Genomic DNA, 21246 nt, shown 5'->3' on the forward strand with positions numbered 1-21246 from the left:
AAGTTATTAATGATAATCTGGGGTTATAGCACCTTACATGGTGATTTGCCACAGGTTATAAAAGGCAATACGACCAGAAAGTTCTGCAAGTAAGACGGCAGCAGCACAGGTCAGTAATGGCACTTTCGGTGAACACTGTTTAATCGCAAATCCAACAAATGCGGCTAATGCAATGGCCAGTACAATGACTTGGAAGCCCCAAAAACCCGTTTGTTCAGCACTTAACGCTGGAGCCGTTTCCCCTAGAAATGCTTGGTAGCTTGCACGGCTGGCAAAGATAGCAAAGGTTCCCACTAAGAAAGAGGTCAGCCCTAAGCCTCGAGCTCCAATCGCCATTGCCAATGCGCCACCACCAACAAACAGAGTGGTCCACATTTGCAGTGTAGTAAATTGGGTATCCCAATTGGCAATGGTTGCAATGTTATACACCTGCGGAATTGACCACACGAACGCTAAACCAGAAATTACTGCCACAATGTTTGATAGCTCACGCAGTGCCGCTTGTTTGACAAAGTGAGTGAAAAACAGTGTTGCAGCCGCACAACCAACAAAGACACCACTTAAGAAAGCTTCATTGCTCATTGGCGAACGACCGACGCCTAACAACATATTGAAGAAACGTAGTGGTTGACCAACGTGCAATGCACCAATACCCAAACCAATCATAACAATGATAAATCCAATAATATTGGCAGTTTTCAGTTGGTTATCATCGATTGAACCCATTTTTTTCGCAATATACGCTAACAGAAATAAACCTGCTGCGGATTGCCCTAAAACGGTAAAGAAAACCAGTGGTAACTCATGCATATTAGACCTCCGCAGGGTTTTTCAATTCGCCACTTTTATCACCAGATGGCTTCGCATCTTTGTGTGGCTTGATGACGATATTCGGGTTAGTCAGGCTTGGAGCTGGCATAGGTGCAATACCACATTCGCTACCATGTAACTCGCGTAAAACTGTAATGTCATCGAAGTCTAAAGCACGCTGCGGGCAAGACTCTACACAAACAGGTTTCATTCCTTTGGCGACACGCTCATAACAGCCGTCGCATTTGCTCATCAATTTTTTCTTTTCGTCAAACTGTGGTGCACCGTATGGGCAGCGCAGTTCACAATATCGACAACCTACACAGATAGATTGGTCAACAACCACTAAACCATCTTCAGCACGTTTGTGCATAGCACCTGTTGGGCAGCCCTCTACACAGGTTGGATTGGAGCAGTGATTACAAGATATAGACAAATAGTAGCTATAGACGTTTTGTTGCCAAATACCATCTTGTTTCTGCCAGCTACCTCCCCCAAATTCGTACACTCGACGGAATTTAGGACCTAAATCTAAATCTTTTTCATCCTTACAGCTGACCTGACAAGTTTTACAGCCAGTGCATTTTGTGGAGTCAAAATAAAAGCCATACTGTTTCATCAATTAACTCCTTAAGCGCGTTTGACTTCAACAAGGTTAGTATGTTGTGGTGTGCCTTTCGCCAGTGGAGAAGGAACATGGGAGGTTAGGGTGTTGATACAACCACCAACATCTAAACCTTCGGTATTCAATGTGCGCCATGCACCTTGAGGAACCGCAATCACACCGGGTAAGACGCGCTCAGTCACTTTGACTTTAATCTGAATACGCCCACGATCATTGAAAATTTCAGCTAAATCGCCGTTTTTCAAGCCGCGTTCTTGTGCATCAATTGGGTTGAGCCAGAATTGATGTGGAATGGCTTCGCGTAGCATAGCCACATTGTAATAGGTTGAGTGGACATGCCCTTTGTCATGGAAACCGGTCATTAATAATGAGTGTTTCTTCTGCGCAGCTTGAGCCTCAACGCCTTCTCTATTCACACAATATTCAGGAATCGCTGGAATACGCTGACCTTCTGGTAATTCCCAGTTTTTCACACGTTCAGCTAGTTTTTCGGAGTAAATTTCAATTTTTCCAGATGGTGTTTTCAGTGGGTTATTCACTGGGTCATCACGGAAGTTTTTCAGTGCAATGTTTTCGGCACTATTAAGGAATTTACGATCAATAATTCCCGCACCATCAGTTTCACTAAATTCTGGCAGATGAGGCATTTTTTCGCGAGTTTTGTTGTAGCAAAACTCAATCCATTCTTCGTAAGTACGTCCTTCAGTGAATTGGTCTTTAACGCCCATTTTCTCGGCGATTTCGACTAATACATCGTAGTTTGGACGGTTTTCCCACAGTGGTTCAATGGCATTTTGTAGGCGAACCAGATAGTGGTAAGCCCCACTCGCGTAGGAGTTATTGATTAAATCGTTAGTTTCGACAGTGGTCACATCAGGTAAGAGTAAATCAGCATATTTTGCCGATGGGGTATCATGGTTATCCCAAACAAGAATAAACTCACATTTAGATTCGTCGGACAGAATTTCATGGGTTTTATTCAGGTCACCATGTTGGTTACCAATGACGTTACTGGAATAACACCACATAAATTTGATGTCATTATTCAGTTTATCAACGCCTTTAATTCCGGCATTTTCCGCCGTTAACTCTTTTCCGCGAATAATCGCTTCAGACCACATGTAGGTTGGGATCAGGGCTTTTACTGGATTTGGTAAACCGAATCCAGCGACAGGGTAAGCATAACTGTTTCCCCATAAACCAGTGTTAGTACCGGAACGTCCAATATTACCAGACATAATTGGCAGCATCATGATTGAACGACACGCTTGCTCACCATTTTCAGTACGTTGTAAACCCCAACCTTGAGAAATCCACGCATGTTGAGCGTTACCAATTTCACGGGCTAACTGAATAATGCGAGAAACAGAGATACCCGTTAATTTACTTGCCCACTCAGGGGTTTTGGCAATGCCATCTGGACCATGACCTAAAATATAATCTTTGTACGAAGCATTACGTGGCGCCGAAGCAGGTAGGGTTGATTCATCCCAGCCCACACAATAATTTTTCAGGAACTCTTCGTCAGTTAAACCTTCTTGGATCATCACATAACCCAGTGCTGCCACTAATGCGGCATCAGTACCTGGATAAATAGGGATCCACTCAGCACCCAGTGTCGTGACGCTGTCGGTACGACGTGGGTCGATGATAATGACTTTCGCTTTACTCTTATCTAGTGCATTCAAGGTTTCATAAAACTGACCGCCACCGGACATACGGGTTTCAGCCAAGTTGTGGCCAAACATGACAACAAGATCAGAGTTTTGAATTTCAGATAAATAAGACTCTTCGACACTACCGTACACATAAGGGGTAATTTCCATTAATTGTGCGTAGGAGTAAGTGCCGTAGTCGCCTAAAAACCCGCCAGTTAAACTGAGCAGGCGTTTGCAGGCAGCACGACCGTGTAAATTGGCGCCCGTTGAACCGGAACCATATTGATAGTAAATCGCATCGCTACCGTATTTATCGATGGTGTATTTCAGTTTTTCAGCAATGATGGTGGTCGCCTCATCCCAGCTGATTTTTTTGAATTTACCTTCGCCACGTTTACCTACACGCACCATTGGGTATTTTAAGCGGTCTGGATTATACGTTTTCCAGCGAACAGAACGACCCCGTAAACAAGGGCGAATTTGGTGTTCTCCCAGTGTTGAATCGTCATACATGGTTTCATTGGATATGCGGCTGATGACGCCATCTTTAACATGAACTATAAGAGGACAACGGCTCCCACAGTTCACTAAGCAAGCGCTATAGCTGATTTTTTCACTGACTTCATCTGGCATGATGGCTGGTGTTTTTGCTTGAGCAGCAAAAGGCAGAGTGATTGAGCCTGCAATAGCGGCTGCACCCGCTACGGTTGCGGAGGTCTGAAGAAACTCCCTCCTGCTCAGTTCTGCGAATTGAGTATTTGTTTTATTTTTATGCATTGACATTGCCTATATGTAAATAACGTATTAGGTATGTTCAATATGTTAGGAAAAATCTCTACTTACTAACATGATATGCATCAACAATATCCTTGAAAAAATCAGGGTAAATATTTTTATTTATATAATTTATAAGGGATTTTTTTGATGATAAGGTCCATTTTGTTTTGTTTTTATTATCAATCGTTATATTCTAAAATATATAATGATAGAGTAGGATTGGCTAGAAGTAGAGGGGTTTCCCCCTCTGGGTATGCTGACTAAGTTCACTAATCATTAAGTAGTATTTATAAGTTACCTATGATGAGTTATTTAATTGTTGAATGACTGAGGAATCGAACATCATTACCGGTAGGTGATTGATGTATGTGTAGATTGAACTGAGGAAGAATCGAAAAAATATGGTCAAAAATATCCGATTGAATACGCTCATATTCCAACCAAACCGTGGTATTTGTGAATGCGTAGATTTCAATAGGAATACCATTTGAGTCTGATTCAAGTTGACGAACCATGATGGTCATATTTTTGTGAATCTGTGGGTGCGCACGTAAATACGCCTCAACGTAAGCTCGGAATGTCCCGATATTCGTTAGACGGCGTTGGTTAAGTGGAGTCGCTTTATCTTCAGGCAATGCAGAGTTATAGACCTGAATTTCAGAGACTTTCTGATCGAGATAAGGCTCAAGCAAGTTTGCCTTTTCAAGGTTTTTTATCTCTTCAGGCTGTAAGAAATGAATGCTATTGGCATCGATACGCAGACTACGTTTAATTCTTCGTCCTCCAGATTCTGTCATCCCTTTCCAGTTTTTGAATGAATCTGAAATTAATGCATACGTTGGGATAGTTGTGACAGTATTATCCCAATTACGGACCTTAACGGTAGTGAGCCCAATATCAATGACTGCACCATCGGCCCCATATTTAGGCATTTCTAGCCAGTCACCAATGTTGACCATGTTGTTCGCAGAAAGCTGGATACCTGCAACTAACCCCATGATAGGATCTTTAAACACCAACATCATCACAGCAGTCATTGCCCCTAAACCACTGAGGATAATCAACGGAGATTTTCCGATCAGTAGTGCGATGATCATAATAGAAATTAAGACGGTAGCGATTAGTTTGATACTTTGAAAAATGCCACGCAGAGGAAGATGCGCTGTTTTCGCCGCTCTTTGTAATATGCCTAATGTGATATCTAAGATGGAATAAATGGTTAACAAGCCAAAGAGTAAACACCATGCTTGAGAGGCCACATTTAACACCATCTGTGGCGTGGAACCAGAAGATAGCCACAAGGTGGATTGTATATTGACCACAATACCCTGAATAATAAAGGCAATGCGGTTAAATAAATTGTATTGCGTGAGTTGATGTTGCCAACCAGAACCCGCTTTTAGCCCCCGTTTTTCAATGCTAGGCAGCAGTATCTTGTGGAGAAACAAGTGCAAAATAAGGGCGACAATCAGTATCAACCCAAGGACCATTAAGAGAGAGGCGAGAGTGGCATAGTCTTGATTAAACTGGCGAGCCCAGTCGAGCAGTTGCTGCTGCATAAATTCTCCTTTATTGCGTTATCCATAAATGACGCCCCAGTATAAGCAAATAGGACTTAAGTTTGGCTGAAATTACTAACATTTACATAACATTACTGTGAATGAGTTATTTCTTATTGTTGGGCTACAAGGGAAGACATATGGTTTGATGACTCTACATGGTTAGGAATTCACAATAAAATGTATCCTGATAAAAGCGCCAAAAAATCGTTTATTTTGCAGTTTTTCTTACTGCCAGCACTGATGTGTGTACCGTTATTGTCTCATGCTTCGAATCATCAAGGGGACGAAGGGAATGGTCATCACAGAGGCGGTTATTATTATGAACATGATGATCATCACCATAAGCATCATAAGCATCATAAGAAGCATAAACACAAAGGTAAAAAATATCACTGTGATACGGCAAAATACGCCAGTCGTTACGATAACTCGCTGGTGAGTATTAATATCAATTTTGGCGATGTTCGTCCCGTTGCCATCAACTATGGGCTGGTGGGATATCAAGGGCTTCCGCCTGGAATTGAAAAACAAATTCGCAGAGGTAAGCCATTACCACCGGGAATTGCTAAAAAAGCATTACCAGCCTCATTTAGCGCTTGTTTACCAAAATATTCAGGCTATGAGTGGCGGATGAGTGGAAAGGATTTGCTGCTTGTTGCGATGAAAACCGCGATAGTGGCGGAAATTATTGAAAATGTTTTTGAATAAAAAAACGGCCTTAAAAAAGGCCGTTAGCAAAAAATTTGCAAATACTTGAATGAGGTAAATGAAAGGTTTGATTGACTATGGTTTAAAGCAAATTACATAAAACGTTTAGACAGTAATTCAACAACTTCTTGCAGGTTAACGAAAAATTCTTTGATGCTTTTCATGTTCGCTCCGAATATTAATGTGTGATCTTGATCACGTAGGAGCATTCTAGTTTTTTATTGATCAAAGTCAATAATCGACCAAAAGATATTTTAAATATTAAACTAATTTTTAATACGATGATTGTAAATTATTGTTTACATCCATGTTCATCAGTTTGACTATTTGGTTTGCATGAACGTTTTACTTGATGAAATCGTCGCTAAATTTGTTAAGGCTTGCATACTCTGTTCGTGTAATTCCAGCGTTGCTGCGGCACATAAATCTTCCAGTACATGGCAAAAATACCCTAAGTCATGGGCTTGTCTCACGCTACTTTGAATTGCCATCATGGAACTGACGCCGCCAAAATGAAGGTGGGTAATGCCATTGTCATACAGCCATTGGTGCAGTTTATTTCCAGCAAAAGCGGAAACACCTTTTTTAATCATGACGCGGTCATGCATGTGAACTTCTAATTCATCGACCCAGCTACATCCGTGTCCACTTAATTTCAAGGCACCGACTTGCTTTGCATGTTGAAATAACGGAGAGCCTAAAGGAATATCTTGATAATTATCGCTAAATCCGACCTTAATCCAAATTACAGGAATACGCTGGTTGCGCGCGTAGCTCGCGACTTGATTGGCTTTTTCTACTATTTTTCGTGAAGTAACTTGCGGGTAACTACTGTTGGATAATCCATTTTTGCCAACAATATCGTTAATAAGATCAATGATGATGAGTGCGTGTGACATTATCGCCCCTTTTTGCGGCTAAGTAATTTAACGTAAAAAGGGGATTGTAATATTTATTCTGGGTAAGGGATGTTAACTAAATAACATTATTTTAAATAAGGATATTATTTAAGCCCATTTATTCAATTAAGGTAAATCAATAATAAATCCAATTCCTTTATTTTCTAATCCCTCGGTCACTTTTAATGTTGCACCAATTTTTGATGCTAAATTATAGGCAATAGATAATCCTAAGCCGCTGCCTGTTTCTAATGTTCCAGGAACGCGATAAAAACGAGAAAATAGATGTTCATGACTCTCTTTTGGAATGCCGCGACCATTATCTTGAATTGTAATTGTGGCACCAAAAGGCGTGATATCTTTCAGCGTTACTTTTATTTTCGCTTTTTCAGGCGAATATTTAATCGCATTTTCAAGTAAATTAGTAAACACATTACTGAGCGCTAATTTATCGGTGTCGACATAAAAAGATTCTGGGCTCGATAATTCAACATCAATATGTTTATTGAGTGCGTACGGGATATGGGATGAAATCAAATTACTGATCAACATCGGTAAATCAACCTGTTCTTTACGTATTGAAAAATCGTCCGCTTCTAAGCGTGCAAGGTCAATTAATTGATGAGATAAGGACGCTGCACGCGTGAGTGTTTCCTTCATATCATTAATAATTTCAGCTTTCTCTTTGGGGTTATCAATATTCATTAACAGGTGTAATTGTGCAGTCACTGCCGCTATGGGGGTGCGCAGTTCATGAGCCGCATCTGCCATAAAGCGCTTTTCCCGCAAATTCGCCGCATCGACTCGTGCCATTAATTGGTTTATAGCGGAAATAATAGGTCGTGTTTCTTTATGTACGTCTTTCATCTCTATCGCCGTTAAATTTCCAGGCTGACGTGAAGAAATAACTTTGGCGACTTGTTTGATTGGACGAATACTAAAATAGGCAGTAATTAAGATAGCGATTAACATTATTCCCAGAATAAAGGCGAGGGGAATTGCGGTTTCTTCGGCGGGGTTTCCAATTAATTTTCGACGTTCAAGGTAGGATTCCGCAATGACAACTTCGAGGGAGTGGTCGTCATCCCATGCGGAAGTAAAATGCCAATCCTTATATTGATTTGTGAGTTGTTCTACGGATTTTAATGAAGGGTCAGATATTTTTTCACTATTTCGATATAACACATGTCCCTTGGGATCTCTGACGACCATGTAGGGCTTATAGCTGGTATCAATGCCGTTTTCCATCGCATCGGTATACATTTTTTGCAAAATAACGGCGAGTTTATCGAAATATTCAGGCGTGTCTGAAACCGTGCCTAATGTACGGGCGATACCTTGCGTGACAATTTGCTGTTGTTGGTTAAATTCATCATCATTGACTAAATCAGGCAGGTAAAAAAATTGCAACCAGCCGACTAACAGCAGCCATAAAAAGATGACTGCGCCAACCTGAATACCAAATGTGTAAACAAGAAAGGATTTAATCTTCACTAGATTGCGCTTCTTTTTTTAATAAATAACCAATACCGCGGATAGTAATAATTCGGTCTTTACCAATTTTGCGGCGTAAATTATGAATGTGGACTTCAAGGGAATTACTCTCCACATCGTCTAAACCAAATAAACGTTGCTCTAAATCTGTTTTTCGGACGACATTATCCGCATTTTTAATTAATTCATACAGCAGCAAATATTCTTTACCGGAAAGTAATAATAATTGACCATCTAAAGTGACTTGGTGATTTAACGGATTTAGTTGCAGATTATCTAATTGCCAAATTTCAGATGAAAAGCCAGCCATACGACGACTGATAGCTTTGACCCGAGAAATTAGCTCTGGCATTTCAAATGGTTTTGTTAAAAAGTCATCAGCACCTGAATCTAAACTCGTTACTAAGTTATCCATTTTGTTGCGAGCAGTAAGAATAATAATAGGTATTGATTCCCCTGATTGGCGCCATGCAATGAGCTCGTCTTGACCGTCTCCATCGGGTAAACCGAGGTCTAATAACATGACATCAAAATTACGAGACTGTAATTGTTGTTTAGCATCAGCCAATAATCTAACCCAGCAAGGATTAAAACCCGCTAGTTCTAGCCCTCGACATAACGCTTTTCCCAACTGAAGATCATCTTCTACCAATAAAACATTCATATTTACTCCCTCTGGTGCGGAGTATAAGCAGACTGCTTCCACCCAGCAACTCGGATATTTGTCGCCTTAAGTATCCCTTAAGGTTGGTTTAACCAAATTTTAAGGTATGAAAACGTAAAACGAATAATATAGCATCAACAACCATAACAAGAGCCTTTACCATGAAACAAGTTTATATTGAAGTGCCTCTATTTATCGTGATTATTTTTATCGCCATGGTGTTTATGGGGGAAAGTTTTAATAAGCCAAAAATGACATTTAACCATACAAAGTTAAATGAAGTTTCATTATGCACTGAGACTAAGACCTGTTTAGTGGAAGCGCGGGTGCTTGAAATAAGTAAAGCGAAGCGTAACCCTGTCACCAAGATTAAATCCTATCTTCGACAAAAACTCTATTAATGATTCTACCGGTGAGTAGATGGGGGATGGGGATATTTCAAGTACTTCGCACTATTCTAGAGTAGACAGAAAATAGTGTGAGTGGGGGGCTTGATCGTTTTTTACAATACAGAAAGTGATTCAGATTAAATCAAAAAATAACAAATTGAGAAATGGAAGAGCTATCACTGGACCTTCTTCCATTTCTTTCTGTTCAGCTAATCATCGGTATTTGTTTCCGGTAGCCAGCCGTCATCCATCCAAATTTCTTCTAAAATTTCTTCAATGCGTAATTTATCATCCGCAATTTTTGTGCCTGAAATATTAATGGCTTGCTGAGAGCTAAAGCCTACACGAGTAACCATATCAGGGTATTGTGACTGTAGCTTGCGTAGAATCTCAGATTCTAATGCCTGTAGCACTAAGCCACTTGGTTTTTGTGGTGAATTTTTATCAAATAACACTTCGATGCGTAACATAATAGCCTCTACTAAAGACTGTGTTAATATACAGTATTTTTAGATCTATATGGAGACCTTGTCAATATCCTCCATGAATATTTTTTATTCTGACTGTCGGCTAAATGTTTTTATTTCGAGGCAGTGAATCTGCCGCCTAAAAAAAGCTAGCAGAAATATTAATACATAACCCTAAAATCGCCATATTAAAGATAAATGAAATGATCGATTGCAATAATACAGCGCGACGCATAGGTGTCGAGGCAACTTCTACATCTGCGGTTTGCGAAGCGACGGCAATCGTAAATGAAAAATACATAAAATCTGAATAGCTTGGCTGGGTAATCTTATCAGGAAAAATTAACCACGGTTTTTCATTTTCATTATTGCTGTAATACAAATGAGCATAGTGCATGGTAAAGCCTGTCGGTAATAACAACCATGAGGATATCAGTGTGGAAGCCGTTAAAATGTAAGAGTAGATTTTATCGGATTTCGGGATATCACTATGCCCTCCCAAGGCAAAAAACAGCGCTAATAAACTCACACAGCAACCCGACATCAAGAAAAATATCACCATACGAGCGCTTTCATCTTCAATTTTCGTGAGCTTACGAATGTCTTTAACATTATTGCTAATAATCCGCTGGAACAGGAACAGTAAATAGCACCATGCAAATGCGTTCCAACTGATAATTAAATTAATAATCAGATTTTGTGTATTAAATAGGGCAAAGAAGGTGATAAAAGCAACAATAAGCGAGACCAAAAAGCGCGGTCGAGAATGAAATGCATGACGTAGCAGATGGGTGATACGAGCAGCATAGCGAAGCATGGGATATTCCTTGAAAAATAATCATCACGTTAATTAAAAACGAGTATATCACCGAAAAAAAATGGAGCACGAATAAGGTGCTCCATAATTTAGTGAATAAAAATAATTAATTCTATTTTTGACTTTGCTTTATCAGCGCATAGCGATTAAGTAATTGCTTAAAATGGTTGTCAATGCGCTGATATTCGGATTCAGCCACCGTTCCTTTGGCTTGAAGTTGTTCGAGTCGACGTAATTCTTCTTCTAGTGGCACACTTTGGTGGAAATGCTGGCGGGCATTGAAAATAATGGTTTTTAATTCAGACCCCGTGATATAGCTGCGAGGTTTACCATCGAGACTGTCTAAGCGCGTACTGAGATTATTTAACTCTGCCATTCCTTCAGACCATTGTTGCAATTTATCGTTAGATAACGCGTTAATTTGCATATTTTGCTGCCATTTATCGTTAAATGCGCTGACTTCTTGCCGTTCACCATATTGCTTGGTGAGGTAACCTACCATGCTAAGTCCATATTGCTGAGACCAAATCGGGGAAACTGATTCCAATTCCACAAGGTAATTATCGATCATATTGAGTTTTTCGGGCGAGAAACTACTCGGTTGGGCGGAATTGGGTTGTAATTGTTGCTCAATAATTGAGGCAATATTAGGTGTAAATTCAGGTAATTGTGGCAGTGCTTGCGCTAAAACATGGTTATTGATTTGTGGATGAAGCACATATAAGGTGCCTGCGCAAAGTGCACCGGTGAGAACAATCCCCCAAGCTAATCCCACACACAGCCCTTTACGATAAGACGGTTTGGATGAGGGAGGAGCACTGATCGTGGCATTGGCTTTTATGGATATTGGGGTTGCTGCGGTATGCGCCCGAAACGTCGATGGTGATGTTTTCGGAAGTTGTAGCGGAGTCGATGGGATAAAACCGCTATCTGGCACATCTATGCTTTCTAATTGCCTTGCCTGAGAGGCGAGTAAATTTTGTAAGCGCTCTAGCTGTGTCAGGTGCTTGAGTTCTAATGTTTGCAACTGTTGACCAATTTGGCTCAGCGTGGTTTCAGTTTGGTAAAGTGCTGGAAGGTCAGCATAAACGGGCGCGTGAGCACGTAATCCCGTCATTAATTGTTGGCTCAATGTGGCGAGAATTTCGACGCGAGCGTGAGTCTGTTGTGGCCAAAGTCCTTGCCAGTGGCGGCTCAGTAAATGTTGGAGCAAAGACAAGCCTTCGTTTAATCCCGCGATGCCATTTTGATGTTGGCGGATCAGAGTAAACCATGCGCAAGTTTGCAAATCTGCCCCATTTTGGTTGAATAAAGACAAACAAAGCCCATGGGCACGCGCCCAGTCTACATCAGGGCGGGCGGGGTGAAAGCGTTTGTTTAATTCGTCTTTCAAGGCAGCAAAATCAGCGAGTGTTCGCGGGTCGCCACCAAGGCGTAATGTATTTAAATCTGGATTCATAGTCGTCTCACGCTATCGTCGGTTTAAATCGTATCGAATTGTTTTTTTAGATGATGTACGAGAATGCGCCCATCGGGCATAAACTCTGTGCCATAACGAATCAAACCTTGTTCGTGCAACTCAACTTCAAGGGCGTAATGGAGTGCTCCAAAGCTGTTTTGCGGTAACAACACTAAAGAGAGTGATTTGATGCGGGGCTCATACTTGAGCAATGTTGCCGATAAAATGGTCATCATATTGTGAGCGGTGCCAGGAAGCCCTTGGATCATTTTACTCATATCAGGTAGTCCATAATCGGGAAGGTGTTCGATGCTACCTGCTCTGGCATTAAGAATACGGCGAATATTGTCCATCACTGACACCATCACTTGGTCATGTTCAGGGATAGCATCGATATCCAATCCTCCCGCAAAATACCCCGTCAACATTTCATATAACGAAGGTTGGGACATGCTATTTTTCTCCAAGTGGTTTTAAGGTCATGGAGTTATCTGCGAGAGTGAGCAAGCGAGGGTCATCCGGTAATAACTGTTTTTTGGGGATCACAACACGCCAGTCATCAGTGATAAGGTCGGGATGATGGAACATTACAGCGATAGCAACGAATTCTGCACCTTCTTCAAGAGGCATATCAAGCGAAATAGATTCTCCTGGACGAATGCGTAAATCTTTCTGTGTCACGATGGAAGGCTTAAGCACTTGGCTATCTTTTGCAAATAAAGAAGCGTAATCGCTCTCATCAAAGCTTTCACTGTCCTTTAATTGGTAGACGCGAATGATGGTGGATAAGGATGCGCCTGTATCATCGGTGTTTAATGCTTCACGCGCGACAAAATCAAGGTGGACGATTTTCACTTGTTTATAAAATATCGCGTTTGCTGCACTGCGAGTGCCATCGCTGACCATTTGAGTGAGCCCGCATCCTGTGAGGTTTAATGTTGCTAGAAGCACCAATGTTTTGCCGCAAAATGGCAATAAAGGGATGTGTTTCATCGGAGAGTCCCAGAATTAGAATCGATAATTAGCATAATGTGAGGGCGGCATAGAGTGTGATGTTGCCGATAATCGCTGATAGCGCCCTAAATTTAAGGTAATAATGTGTTCTCGGTGAGGGGCATTAGGGGTTAATGCGCCCATCGCGGCGGTACGCCCCAGTTGAACACCTTGGTGAGATTGCGTGCTTAACGTTGCGTTAGGGAGTAATTTTCTGGGTAATTTGAGACAAAGACGGGCATTGACTCTTGAGCCTAGGTAAACATGCAACAGCGCCATTAAATCTTGATACAGCAATCCATCCGGTAACCAGTTGCGGGCTTCCTCAAGGTTATTGGTTTGTAAGACAATCAAAATTTGGCTATTAACATCAGTCGCATACTGACCTAAAACGGGTTTATTCATTAAGGTGATGGGCGTTTTGCAGGATAATCCGGTTTGGCGCGTTTGTTCGATGCGCCTTGGATCATGGGGTTTGATTTTAACGTGGGTATCAGGTGCGAGTAATTTGACTAATGAGATAACGCCTTCGGCGGTACGAGTCGGAAAACGTAGTGTGCCCAATAACGCTAAAAATCGGGACAAGGGGGCTTGTACATGTTGAGCTGTGCCGGGGATCCCTAAGCCAATTAATCCATATAAATACTGGGAAGTTTCATCTTCACCACCCGCGGAAAAGGTCGCTGGGTAGGAGTATTTTCGCCAAATACGGTAAAACTGTGTCGTGAGCCGATGATTAAAAATATCTAAAAAATCCGTTAGAGATTCGGTGCCTTCACGTCGTTGAGCGATATCATCGAGATAGCTTGTCGGTAGTGGTGAAGTGACGCCATATAGCCCTAAAAAGGTCGTTCGAATACTGGGCGTATTGCTATCTCGGTAGCGGTCTTCAATGTCGATGCCTTTAATTTCGGTGACAGGAAAACCCATCCCTCGATGGGGACGAAACCGGATAACATCTGTTTTCGGGTCTTGGGTGCTGCCAAGGGGTGGGCGCTGTTTATTACTCTGTTCTATTAGTTGGCAAAACCGATAGAAGTTAACCCGTGGTAGACGCTCCCCTAGCGCATCAAAAAGCTGATTTACTGAGGATGATTCTCTGTCCATGTGAGGCTTTTCCCTGTTGGTAAAATATGGAGAGTCAATTGGTTAAAAAGATGCACGTCGGTATAGAGGGCAAAAAAGCGGTTGAGCATTTCACCAAATAAGTGGATGTCGCCTTCACCGTTAAATCCGCTGCTATCAAGGGTGATATCGATGGCAATACCGCGCTGTAAAAAGCCTTTTTCGAAGCGTTCGATAAGATGCTGTTCAACGTGGATCATGGCATCGAGTTTGCGGCTGTTTAAATCATCTTCTCGCCAGTCATAGAGCGCTAATGTGCCGCGCAATACCTCTACGTTGTCCATCATATTGAGGAAACTGGCGCCAAGATGACTGAGTACGCGCCAATGAAATCTGTCTTCAGCGGGAGGGTAGCAAGGCAGAGTCGGTTTACATAAATTACGAACCCGCAGTTGTGTCTGCAAGGTTTCTTCCGTTCTGTGCAGCAAAGTGCTTTGTAGCGCTTTGCGCGGAAGTTGCCCGTTCGTGCCGGTTAATTGCAACGATAAGGTTTCACTTTCCAGAGTGGCGGCCGGCTGTTCGCGTTCTCCGCCCAAAATTAGCCACGTATCATGCAACCCGCTGACACCACGCTTAACGCGAGTGTGGTAGTAGTGTTCTGGTGCACTGCGGCGCAACATACCGCCGCGATGGCGAAAACTGCTAAAGGGGACATAGTGAATATGTTCACCGCGGCGTGTGCCATGAACTGTGTCAACTGAATAGATTTCGGTATGCCCGTCTTGTAGGCGCCGAGGGCGCAGCAGATACTCACTTTCTAACCCGTTAACAGTGAGCGGATCCGCCTCAATATTAAATAAATTAATGACGGGAACACTGTGCAGCTTTACATTGTCAGCGCTTAACGGAATGTCACTGTCCCAAAGCGTATCAAGCACAATTTCCAGTTCAAAATGACTTAACCCTTCAGGTAAATTGATTTCTCCAAGTCCTTGTAAATTGACGAAGAGAAACTTTTCACGAAAAGAAAAATACTCGAGCAGTAACTGGTAGCCACTAAAGGTACTGTCGCCTTTGGGCCACAGTTGATCTTCCTCGGCAAATCCACCAGGAGAAAACCACAGAGGTAAGCGAATTCGGTCTGGTGATGATGGTAGGCGAATGTAGGTAGCCGCCACTTGCTTAGTCAGTGCTAAGTGCAATGCATAGGTCGTTGGGACATCGCCAGCCAGATAAAAGGAGAGGGTATCTAGCGCGGTTTGTTTCCAATCAGCGAGCTTCGCACAATCGAAGCGTAAGCGGATCACGGAACGCCCATCGGGCTCAGTGGCTAAATTAACCGAGGATAATGAAATGGGATTGAGTGTTAAATCTCGTGTTGTTCGATAGCGGCAAACGGTTTTTTTAGGACCAACCGGACGCGAAAGCACTTCAAAATTAGCGGGGAGCACGGATGAAAGTTTCATGTCGTGAATATCCGGTGCGAGCTCAACCACAGACAGTGACGGAATGGTTTGTAAGTAATGAGGCCAAAGGAGGCTAACGAGACCTTCCGTTAATTCCGGTAAATCATCATCAATTTTTTGGCGCAATTGCCCCATAGAGAAGGCAAAACCTTCAAATAATCGTTCAACAAAAGGGTCGGGGATGCCCGCTTTATCTAAATCTAATAATGCCGCACGTTCGGGGTGAGCTTGAGCGAACTCTTTTGCTGCTTCACGCAGATATCGCATCTCCGCATCATAATAGCGAAGGGTTAAATCATCCATTAGTGTGGTTCTCTTTGATTAATTTAGGGATAGAGCACTAACGCTCGCACAGGGTCTAATCGTGTTAGCTGAGCCAGTAACTCAGACATTTGGTGATGTAAATCAGCTTTATCCGGGGTATTACGCTGTGCTTTGCCGCGTAACAGTTGCAGCTGGCGAGCTTTCACTTCAAATAGGGAATGCGGCTCCCAATCAGCAAGGCGCATCTGTTCAGCGCTACGGTCTAATTCGCGAAGTAAATTGAGTGCCAAATCATGACGAGAAAATTGTTCAGCCACTCTTGCCATCACTAATTGCAGCAACCATTTTTGACGGGATGTTTGGATATTCGGTCGTGACATTAACCAAGCCAATGCGGTTTCAACGCCTTCAGTGTCAGCTTGGGTTAACGCTTCTTGCTCTAAGGCGAATATCGAACTGTTATCATCGTCATCAGCACCTTGAACGGGCATGTGATGGAGGGACTGAATATTGTCTTCCAGAATATGCTGTTTAATCCACGCTAACGTGACTTCATCAGCGAAAGGCGTGCCATCTTCCCAAGCAAGATGTTCTAAACCCGGTAAGCGGAGTAAGAACTGTTTTAAATCAGAAGCAATCACATCCGCCCAACCATCCCATGGGGCTGGGGATTTACTCAATGCTTGGTGCAAATACCACTGTACATCAAGCCAAAAATGGTTAACGCCTTCTGCAAATAATCTATCCGCTTGTTCGGTGAGTTCGAGCCAATTTTGTTGCAGATATAAACGTTTGAGTTGGGCTTTGGCATCTGAGCGTGGAGGGGCTAACCGAGTGCATCCATGCTGATTTTGTGGCGGGGATTGGTGCAGCGTATCCCAGCGTACGGAGGTCATCAGCCTGTGACCCGATAACCAGCCGTTGGGTTGATTACGTAAGTAATTGGCGAGTACCTTGGCTTGGTCAAGCAATTCTCGACCCGACTGAATCGGTGCGATAGGACTGATACCCGAGGCCGTTTGTTTCGTGGATGTATGTTCGGCTGATTTAATATTTTGGGGAACAACACTGTCTGCACCACCAGATTGTGCAAGGCGATTTTCTAATGCACGCAGTAACGGCGCAAGATTTGGGCGGTTTGGCTCATCCCATGCACTAAATTCATCCACAATGGCACTAAGTAGTGCCACGATGCGTGCAAATTCATTGCTATCGACTTCAGGATAAAGGGATAAGCTGTCGATGACCCGTTGACCCGCCAACCATTCAATGGCAGATTTTCGGCTATTTGGACGATTTGGTAACAGCTCGTCGTGGTAACGGTGAAGTAATCCAACCAGTAACCCTAGCCCATCGGCTAAGCCTGTTTCGCCTTCGCGATGTAAGCGCGCCCAAATGTAGTAGGTTATGACACGTACGTCTTTACATACGTTAGTTAACAAATTTTCGGCAAGAGCGCAGATCAGCTCAGTATCTGAGCCTGAGAGCTTGTTGACTTCTTCTTTCATGCGTTCGAAGTCATCGTCGTAGCCGGGATCATCGCCAACTGGGTTTTCAGCCGTAATGGGTAATAACCAGCGCTCCCATAACACGACTTGTTGCTCCACTAATTGATTAGCGGCAAGCGGATTTCCAGTAAAGCAGGCTGTACGCAAAGCAGTTAATAAAGGCATAGGTGATGTCCTATCGATGGCTAATCCAAAAAGATTTTTTCAGGCAGAACAAAGTTGCGTAGCGTCAATAACGCTAGCGGACCTTGTCCCATCTCGGTACGAAGCTGATAATTGAGGGTATTACCATCCGGTGCAGTCCATGTGACGGTGTAGCTGCTGGTACTTCCGGCATAAGGAGCAACATGGGCGGCTTCAAGTAAGCGGATTAATCCCCAAACACCACGGTGGTCGGCATAGAGTCGCGTGCCTGATGATGTCGTCATCCAAGTCAATGATGCCCCTGACGCGACCGTATCCGCGGGCCAAACAAACCGCTGCCATTCAGGGAATTGGTTATCGTAAGTGAGATTTTGTTTATCGATCACCAATATCGTCTGCATAACATGTTTACTGGTTCCTGGGCGCATTTCGAAATAAAGTCGAGCCTCACCATTAGCGAAGGCGACGTCACCTAATTCGGTCAAGGTATCTAATGCGTTTAAAAAAGCAGGATTAAAACGCAATCCTTGAGCATTCGTACTATTCGGTACCCAGTGATTCCCTTCTTTGCGTAACACGCCTTGCAGACGGGTTTCTAAGAAACGTTGAATACGCCCGTTATCAGGGCGAAGATATTGCGCCATCAGCGGTAAGGAAATGTCACTTTGAGTCTCTTTCAAAGGGTAGCGCCCGCCAAAGGCGCTGTTCCACTCATTGACAATGGCATTTTGCCACTCACTATTGATCCCTTGAGCCGTTGGCGTGAGTAATTGTTGCCAAGCTTGCGTCATTGGCTCAACGAGCAGCGAGTCACCAAAGCTTTGCCACTCTTGCCCAAAGCTTGCGGCAATCAGGCTTCCCATGTCTTTTGTTTGGGCAAAATCAACATTTTTGCCTTCTAAAATACTTTGGGCAAAGTCTTGGGACATCGCTTGTGGGTCAGGTGCATTGACCACTTGCTGAAGTTTCAATCTTACTCGAGTAATGCGGGTTAAATAAGCTTGCAAGCTGAGGTTATCGCTGGCTTGAGTGTTGGTTTGTGGATCGACAAAATTCAGGATAGGCGCAAAGGTATCTTCAAGAGGACCTGTAAAATCGGCTTTCTGACTAATGACCGGTTTCTGTTCTTTATTAAGCAGGTCTTTCGCGGAGTTCATAAAGGAGTCGGCGAGCTTTTCTTGTTGACGTCCGGTTTTCCCTTGATAAGCCACGGTATTCATTAGTGCAATTACAGGCGATTGGCGCACATCGCTCATTAAAGATAATTGGTCGATAGTATCGGATAAGCTTTCAGTATGACGCCATTGCAAACTGTTTAAGAAATTTAACCAGCTATCTGAAAAATCAGCAAAATAACGTTCAGTAAGCTGCTGCTTAAGTGCATCAGGCGAAATATCTTGGCTAAGTTCATGCTGGCTATCACTCAATACCCAATCAATTTCATTGCGACGTGATTCCACCACTTTCTTAATGGCGGGTTCAATCGCTTCTTCCCACGCTTTGCGGGTAAAAATACCCGACACAAACTCATCGGTAGTGAATAAAAAGCGGGCATCGGTATCGCCCGTCATATCATCTAAGGTCATATCAGGGAACTGATGCTGCGCTTGTAGTAACACTTCTTGATATAGCGTAGCACTTTCGCTGCGTTGACCAATTTGTCGAATGAGTAAGGTACGGCTTTGATTAATCAGGTTATTGTTCGCAGTTAATTGCCATTCGGGGTGCTTCGGTAGCTGCTGGGCATAGAACATGAGTAACTCTTTGCCAAGGGTTTGCCATTCGCCTTCGTTCATTCCTTGTGGGACGGGGAGGGTCGTGAGCACGCTATTAGTAAAAAATGCCGGATCCATGCGCTCAGGGGTACTCATCATTAAGTAGGTTTTTAGGCTTTGATACGCCCCTTGGGTGGCTTGACGACGGTCATCACTGTTAGGGGATAACTGGGCATAGGCTTGTAATTGTTGAGTCAATTGTTGAGCGAGGGTATCACGCAAAGGCGGTAATACCGTTTGTTGGTACAGTGGCCACAAACGTGTTAATAGCGCTTCATTACTGTCCAAACCAAAATGAAGCCAGAAAGGCACTGAGCTTTGTTCGCGATGATTGAGTAAACCTAAGGTTTGCTGAAAATCATACTGGGCTTTGAGGCGTTCAGTTTCCGGTAATTGGCTGTTAGCGGCGACGCTCGCACTTTGGTAGCTCTCTTCGATGAGCTGGCGATTGGCAAGGTAAGAGACAATCATCCCTGCGCCCCACAAGGTCATGGCGGTGGCAGCGCCATATTGAACGAGACGTTTTTTGTCAAAGCCTAAAGAGGCTGGCTGTAAACCGGATGCCAGTTCAGATTGTACATTCAACCAGCTTGTCCAGCGGGTATCAGGGTGCCAACTATTGGGCAAGCGTTGCTGATTTAACGGATTGATAGAAGGGCTAAATGCGATGCCGGAAAAAGGCAGCGTACGTAATTGGGTATTGAGTGGCGCTAATGCGGTCGCAAGCTGCTGGCTTCCCCCGTTTTGTAAAAATTGGGCTAAGGCGAGTAGATAGGTGTGTTTCTGTTCACGCAGTAACGCTTGGGTTCCGTTGACCACAAGAGCAGGGATCAGGCTTAATAAGCTAGGGGATAGCGCTTCGGCAGGCATATTTTGCTCTGTCATGCAGAGAATAGAGGGCGTTTCAACCGCACTGAGGGACTGTTGGTCACTGACACTCCATACCCAAACTGGCGCACGCCAACCTAATTCTTGGAAGAGGTTTTGGATGGCACGCCCTGCATTGTGGGCTGTTGCGGTATTGAGGTTAGTGAACGTGACGCTGTTGTCTAAAAGCTGGGAGGAAATGCTGTTTTCTGTCACCCAAATCACGCCATCGAGCGGACGACGTCGGCGCAGTTGTTTGAGGGTCTCTAGTCGCTCAGAGTCAATGGAACTCCCGATATCACCACCGTAGATGAGTAGTGTGCCATCACACTCTTGCCAGATTTCTTGAGTCAGGCTAGGGGCCAGTTTTTCGACGGCGGAATGGGAACCGAGGAGGAGCTGGATGGAGACTTTGGAATGCCAGAAAGTGCCGTATTGGGATTTTAGGGTATTTAGGACTTCTAACAATAAAACATTCTCTATGTCATCATGATTTTTAATGAGATTATCTGAGGCTTTTTTTGTACCACTATAAGCTTGTTTACCAATCCAGCGGCTAACAGTAAAAACAATAATAGAAGCCAAGCCAATAAAACCAGTTACCCATACGAGGGTATTCAAAGCATCATATTGTTTTTCCGAATTAGGCTGAATTTCTAATATTTCTGGTGAGAAATAAATAATGAAGCCAAGGGTTATAGCTATGCTGAATAACACTAATAGAATAACCCATGGTTTTTCTAAATTTTTTAGTATGGAGATTAAATAAGATTTCATATCGTGGCTCCAGATACGATGAAAATAAAGTAATTAATGTGTTTCAATGTAATGAAGC

At 43.2% G+C, this 21246-nt stretch carries 18 protein-coding genes; 2 read left to right on the plus strand and 16 right to left on the minus strand.

Features of this window, described 5'->3' with window-relative positions; all coding sequences use genetic code 11:
* Positions 1 to 33 precede the first annotated feature (33 nt).
* From PSF16_RS09055 to PSF16_RS09070, 4 genes are all read right to left on the minus strand, one after another.
* Positions 34 to 810 (minus strand): dimethyl sulfoxide reductase anchor subunit family protein, encoded by a 777-nt coding sequence (locus tag PSF16_RS09055; RefSeq protein ID WP_272689140.1) that lies wholly within the window; start codon positions 808 to 810, stop codon positions 34 to 36.
* Between the two features lies 1 nt (position 811).
* Complete coding sequence (locus PSF16_RS09060) at positions 812 to 1429, minus strand: DMSO/selenate family reductase complex B subunit (protein ID WP_272689141.1); 618 nt, start codon at positions 1427 to 1429, stop codon at positions 812 to 814.
* A gap of 11 nt (positions 1430 to 1440) precedes the next feature.
* A complete protein-coding gene (locus PSF16_RS09065) occupies positions 1441 to 3870 on the minus strand; it encodes a DMSO/selenate family reductase complex A subunit (protein WP_272689142.1) in 2430 nt (809 codons plus the stop codon).
* A 308-nt stretch (positions 3871 to 4178) separates the two neighbouring features.
* Positions 4179 to 5429: a mechanosensitive ion channel family protein gene (locus PSF16_RS09070; protein ID WP_006660388.1), complete on the minus strand. Its 1251-nt coding sequence runs from the start codon at positions 5427 to 5429 to the stop codon at positions 4179 to 4181.
* Positions 5430 to 5609: 180 nt separating this feature from the next.
* On the opposite strand from PSF16_RS09070, the gene PSF16_RS09075 reads away from it, so the two are divergent.
* A complete protein-coding gene (locus tag PSF16_RS09075) occupies positions 5610 to 6140 on the plus strand; it encodes an anti-virulence regulator CigR family protein (protein WP_272689143.1) in 531 nt (176 codons plus the stop codon).
* Between the two features lie 323 nt (positions 6141 to 6463).
* Here the strand turns inward: PSF16_RS09075 and PSF16_RS09080 are convergent, their stop codons facing one another.
* The 3 genes from PSF16_RS09080 to PSF16_RS09090 all read right to left on the minus strand — a co-directional run bounded on the left by PSF16_RS09080 (position 6464) and on the right by PSF16_RS09090 (position 9197).
* Positions 6464 to 7039, minus strand: coding sequence for a cysteine hydrolase family protein (locus PSF16_RS09080; protein WP_006660390.1), 576 nt, complete (start codon positions 7037 to 7039; stop codon positions 6464 to 6466).
* Positions 7040 to 7165: 126 nt separating this feature from the next.
* Complete coding sequence (locus PSF16_RS09085; protein WP_272689144.1) at positions 7166 to 8533, minus strand: sensor histidine kinase; 1368 nt, start codon at positions 8531 to 8533, stop codon at positions 7166 to 7168.
* Positions 8523 to 9197: a response regulator gene (locus PSF16_RS09090; RefSeq protein WP_006660392.1), complete on the minus strand. Its 675-nt coding sequence runs from the start codon at positions 9195 to 9197 to the stop codon at positions 8523 to 8525. The genes PSF16_RS09085 and PSF16_RS09090 overlap by 11 nt, the downstream gene beginning before the upstream one ends.
* A gap of 161 nt (positions 9198 to 9358) precedes the next feature.
* On the opposite strand from PSF16_RS09090, the gene PSF16_RS09095 reads away from it, so the two are divergent.
* Complete coding sequence (locus PSF16_RS09095) at positions 9359 to 9598, plus strand: hypothetical protein (RefSeq protein WP_006660393.1); 240 nt, start codon at positions 9359 to 9361, stop codon at positions 9596 to 9598.
* A 197-nt stretch (positions 9599 to 9795) separates the two neighbouring features.
* On the opposite strand, the gene PSF16_RS09100 is transcribed toward PSF16_RS09095, so the two are convergent.
* The 9 genes from PSF16_RS09100 to PSF16_RS09140 form a co-directional block, all read right to left on the minus strand.
* A complete protein-coding gene (locus tag PSF16_RS09100; RefSeq protein ID WP_006660394.1) occupies positions 9796 to 10056 on the minus strand; it encodes a DinI-like family protein in 261 nt (86 codons plus the stop codon).
* 136 nt (positions 10057 to 10192) lie between these two features.
* The gene (locus tag PSF16_RS09105) at positions 10193 to 10870 is read right to left on the minus strand and encodes a DUF1345 domain-containing protein (protein WP_006660395.1); all 678 of its coding nucleotides are present in this window, start codon (positions 10868 to 10870) and stop codon (positions 10193 to 10195) included.
* A gap of 112 nt (positions 10871 to 10982) precedes the next feature.
* Positions 10983 to 12329, minus strand: coding sequence for a VasL domain-containing protein (locus tag PSF16_RS09110; RefSeq protein WP_036961220.1), 1347 nt, complete (start codon positions 12327 to 12329; stop codon positions 10983 to 10985).
* A gap of 23 nt (positions 12330 to 12352) precedes the next feature.
* On the minus strand, positions 12353 to 12781 hold the full coding sequence (gene tssE / locus PSF16_RS09115; RefSeq protein WP_004912512.1) for a type VI secretion system baseplate subunit TssE: 429 nt from the start codon (positions 12779 to 12781) through the stop codon (positions 12353 to 12355).
* A gap of 1 nt (position 12782) precedes the next feature.
* On the minus strand, positions 12783 to 13322 hold the full coding sequence (tssJ, locus tag PSF16_RS09120) for a type VI secretion system lipoprotein TssJ (protein WP_272689145.1): 540 nt from the start codon (positions 13320 to 13322) through the stop codon (positions 12783 to 12785).
* Positions 13323 to 13337: 15 nt separating this feature from the next.
* On the minus strand, positions 13338 to 14429 hold the full coding sequence (gene tssG, locus PSF16_RS09125; RefSeq protein WP_006661400.1) for a type VI secretion system baseplate subunit TssG: 1092 nt from the start codon (positions 14427 to 14429) through the stop codon (positions 13338 to 13340).
* Positions 14405 to 16156 carry a type VI secretion system baseplate subunit TssF gene (gene tssF, locus PSF16_RS09130; protein ID WP_272689146.1) on the minus strand — a complete coding sequence of 584 codons (1752 nt, stop codon included), beginning with the start codon at positions 16154 to 16156 and terminating at the stop codon, positions 14405 to 14407. The genes tssG and tssF overlap by 25 nt, the downstream gene beginning before the upstream one ends.
* Positions 16157 to 16179: 23 nt before the next feature.
* On the minus strand, positions 16180 to 17790 hold the full coding sequence (gene tssA, locus PSF16_RS09135) for a type VI secretion system protein TssA (protein ID WP_272689147.1): 1611 nt from the start codon (positions 17788 to 17790) through the stop codon (positions 16180 to 16182).
* Positions 17791 to 17810: 20 nt separating this feature from the next.
* A complete protein-coding gene (locus PSF16_RS09140) occupies positions 17811 to 21188 on the minus strand; it encodes an ImcF-related family protein (protein ID WP_272689148.1) in 3378 nt (1125 codons plus the stop codon).
* Positions 21189 to 21246 lie beyond the last annotated feature (58 nt).

Source organism: Providencia sp. PROV033 (genome assembly GCF_028484855.1).
GTDB classification, from domain to species: Bacteria; Pseudomonadota; Gammaproteobacteria; order Enterobacterales; family Enterobacteriaceae; genus Providencia; species Providencia alcalifaciens.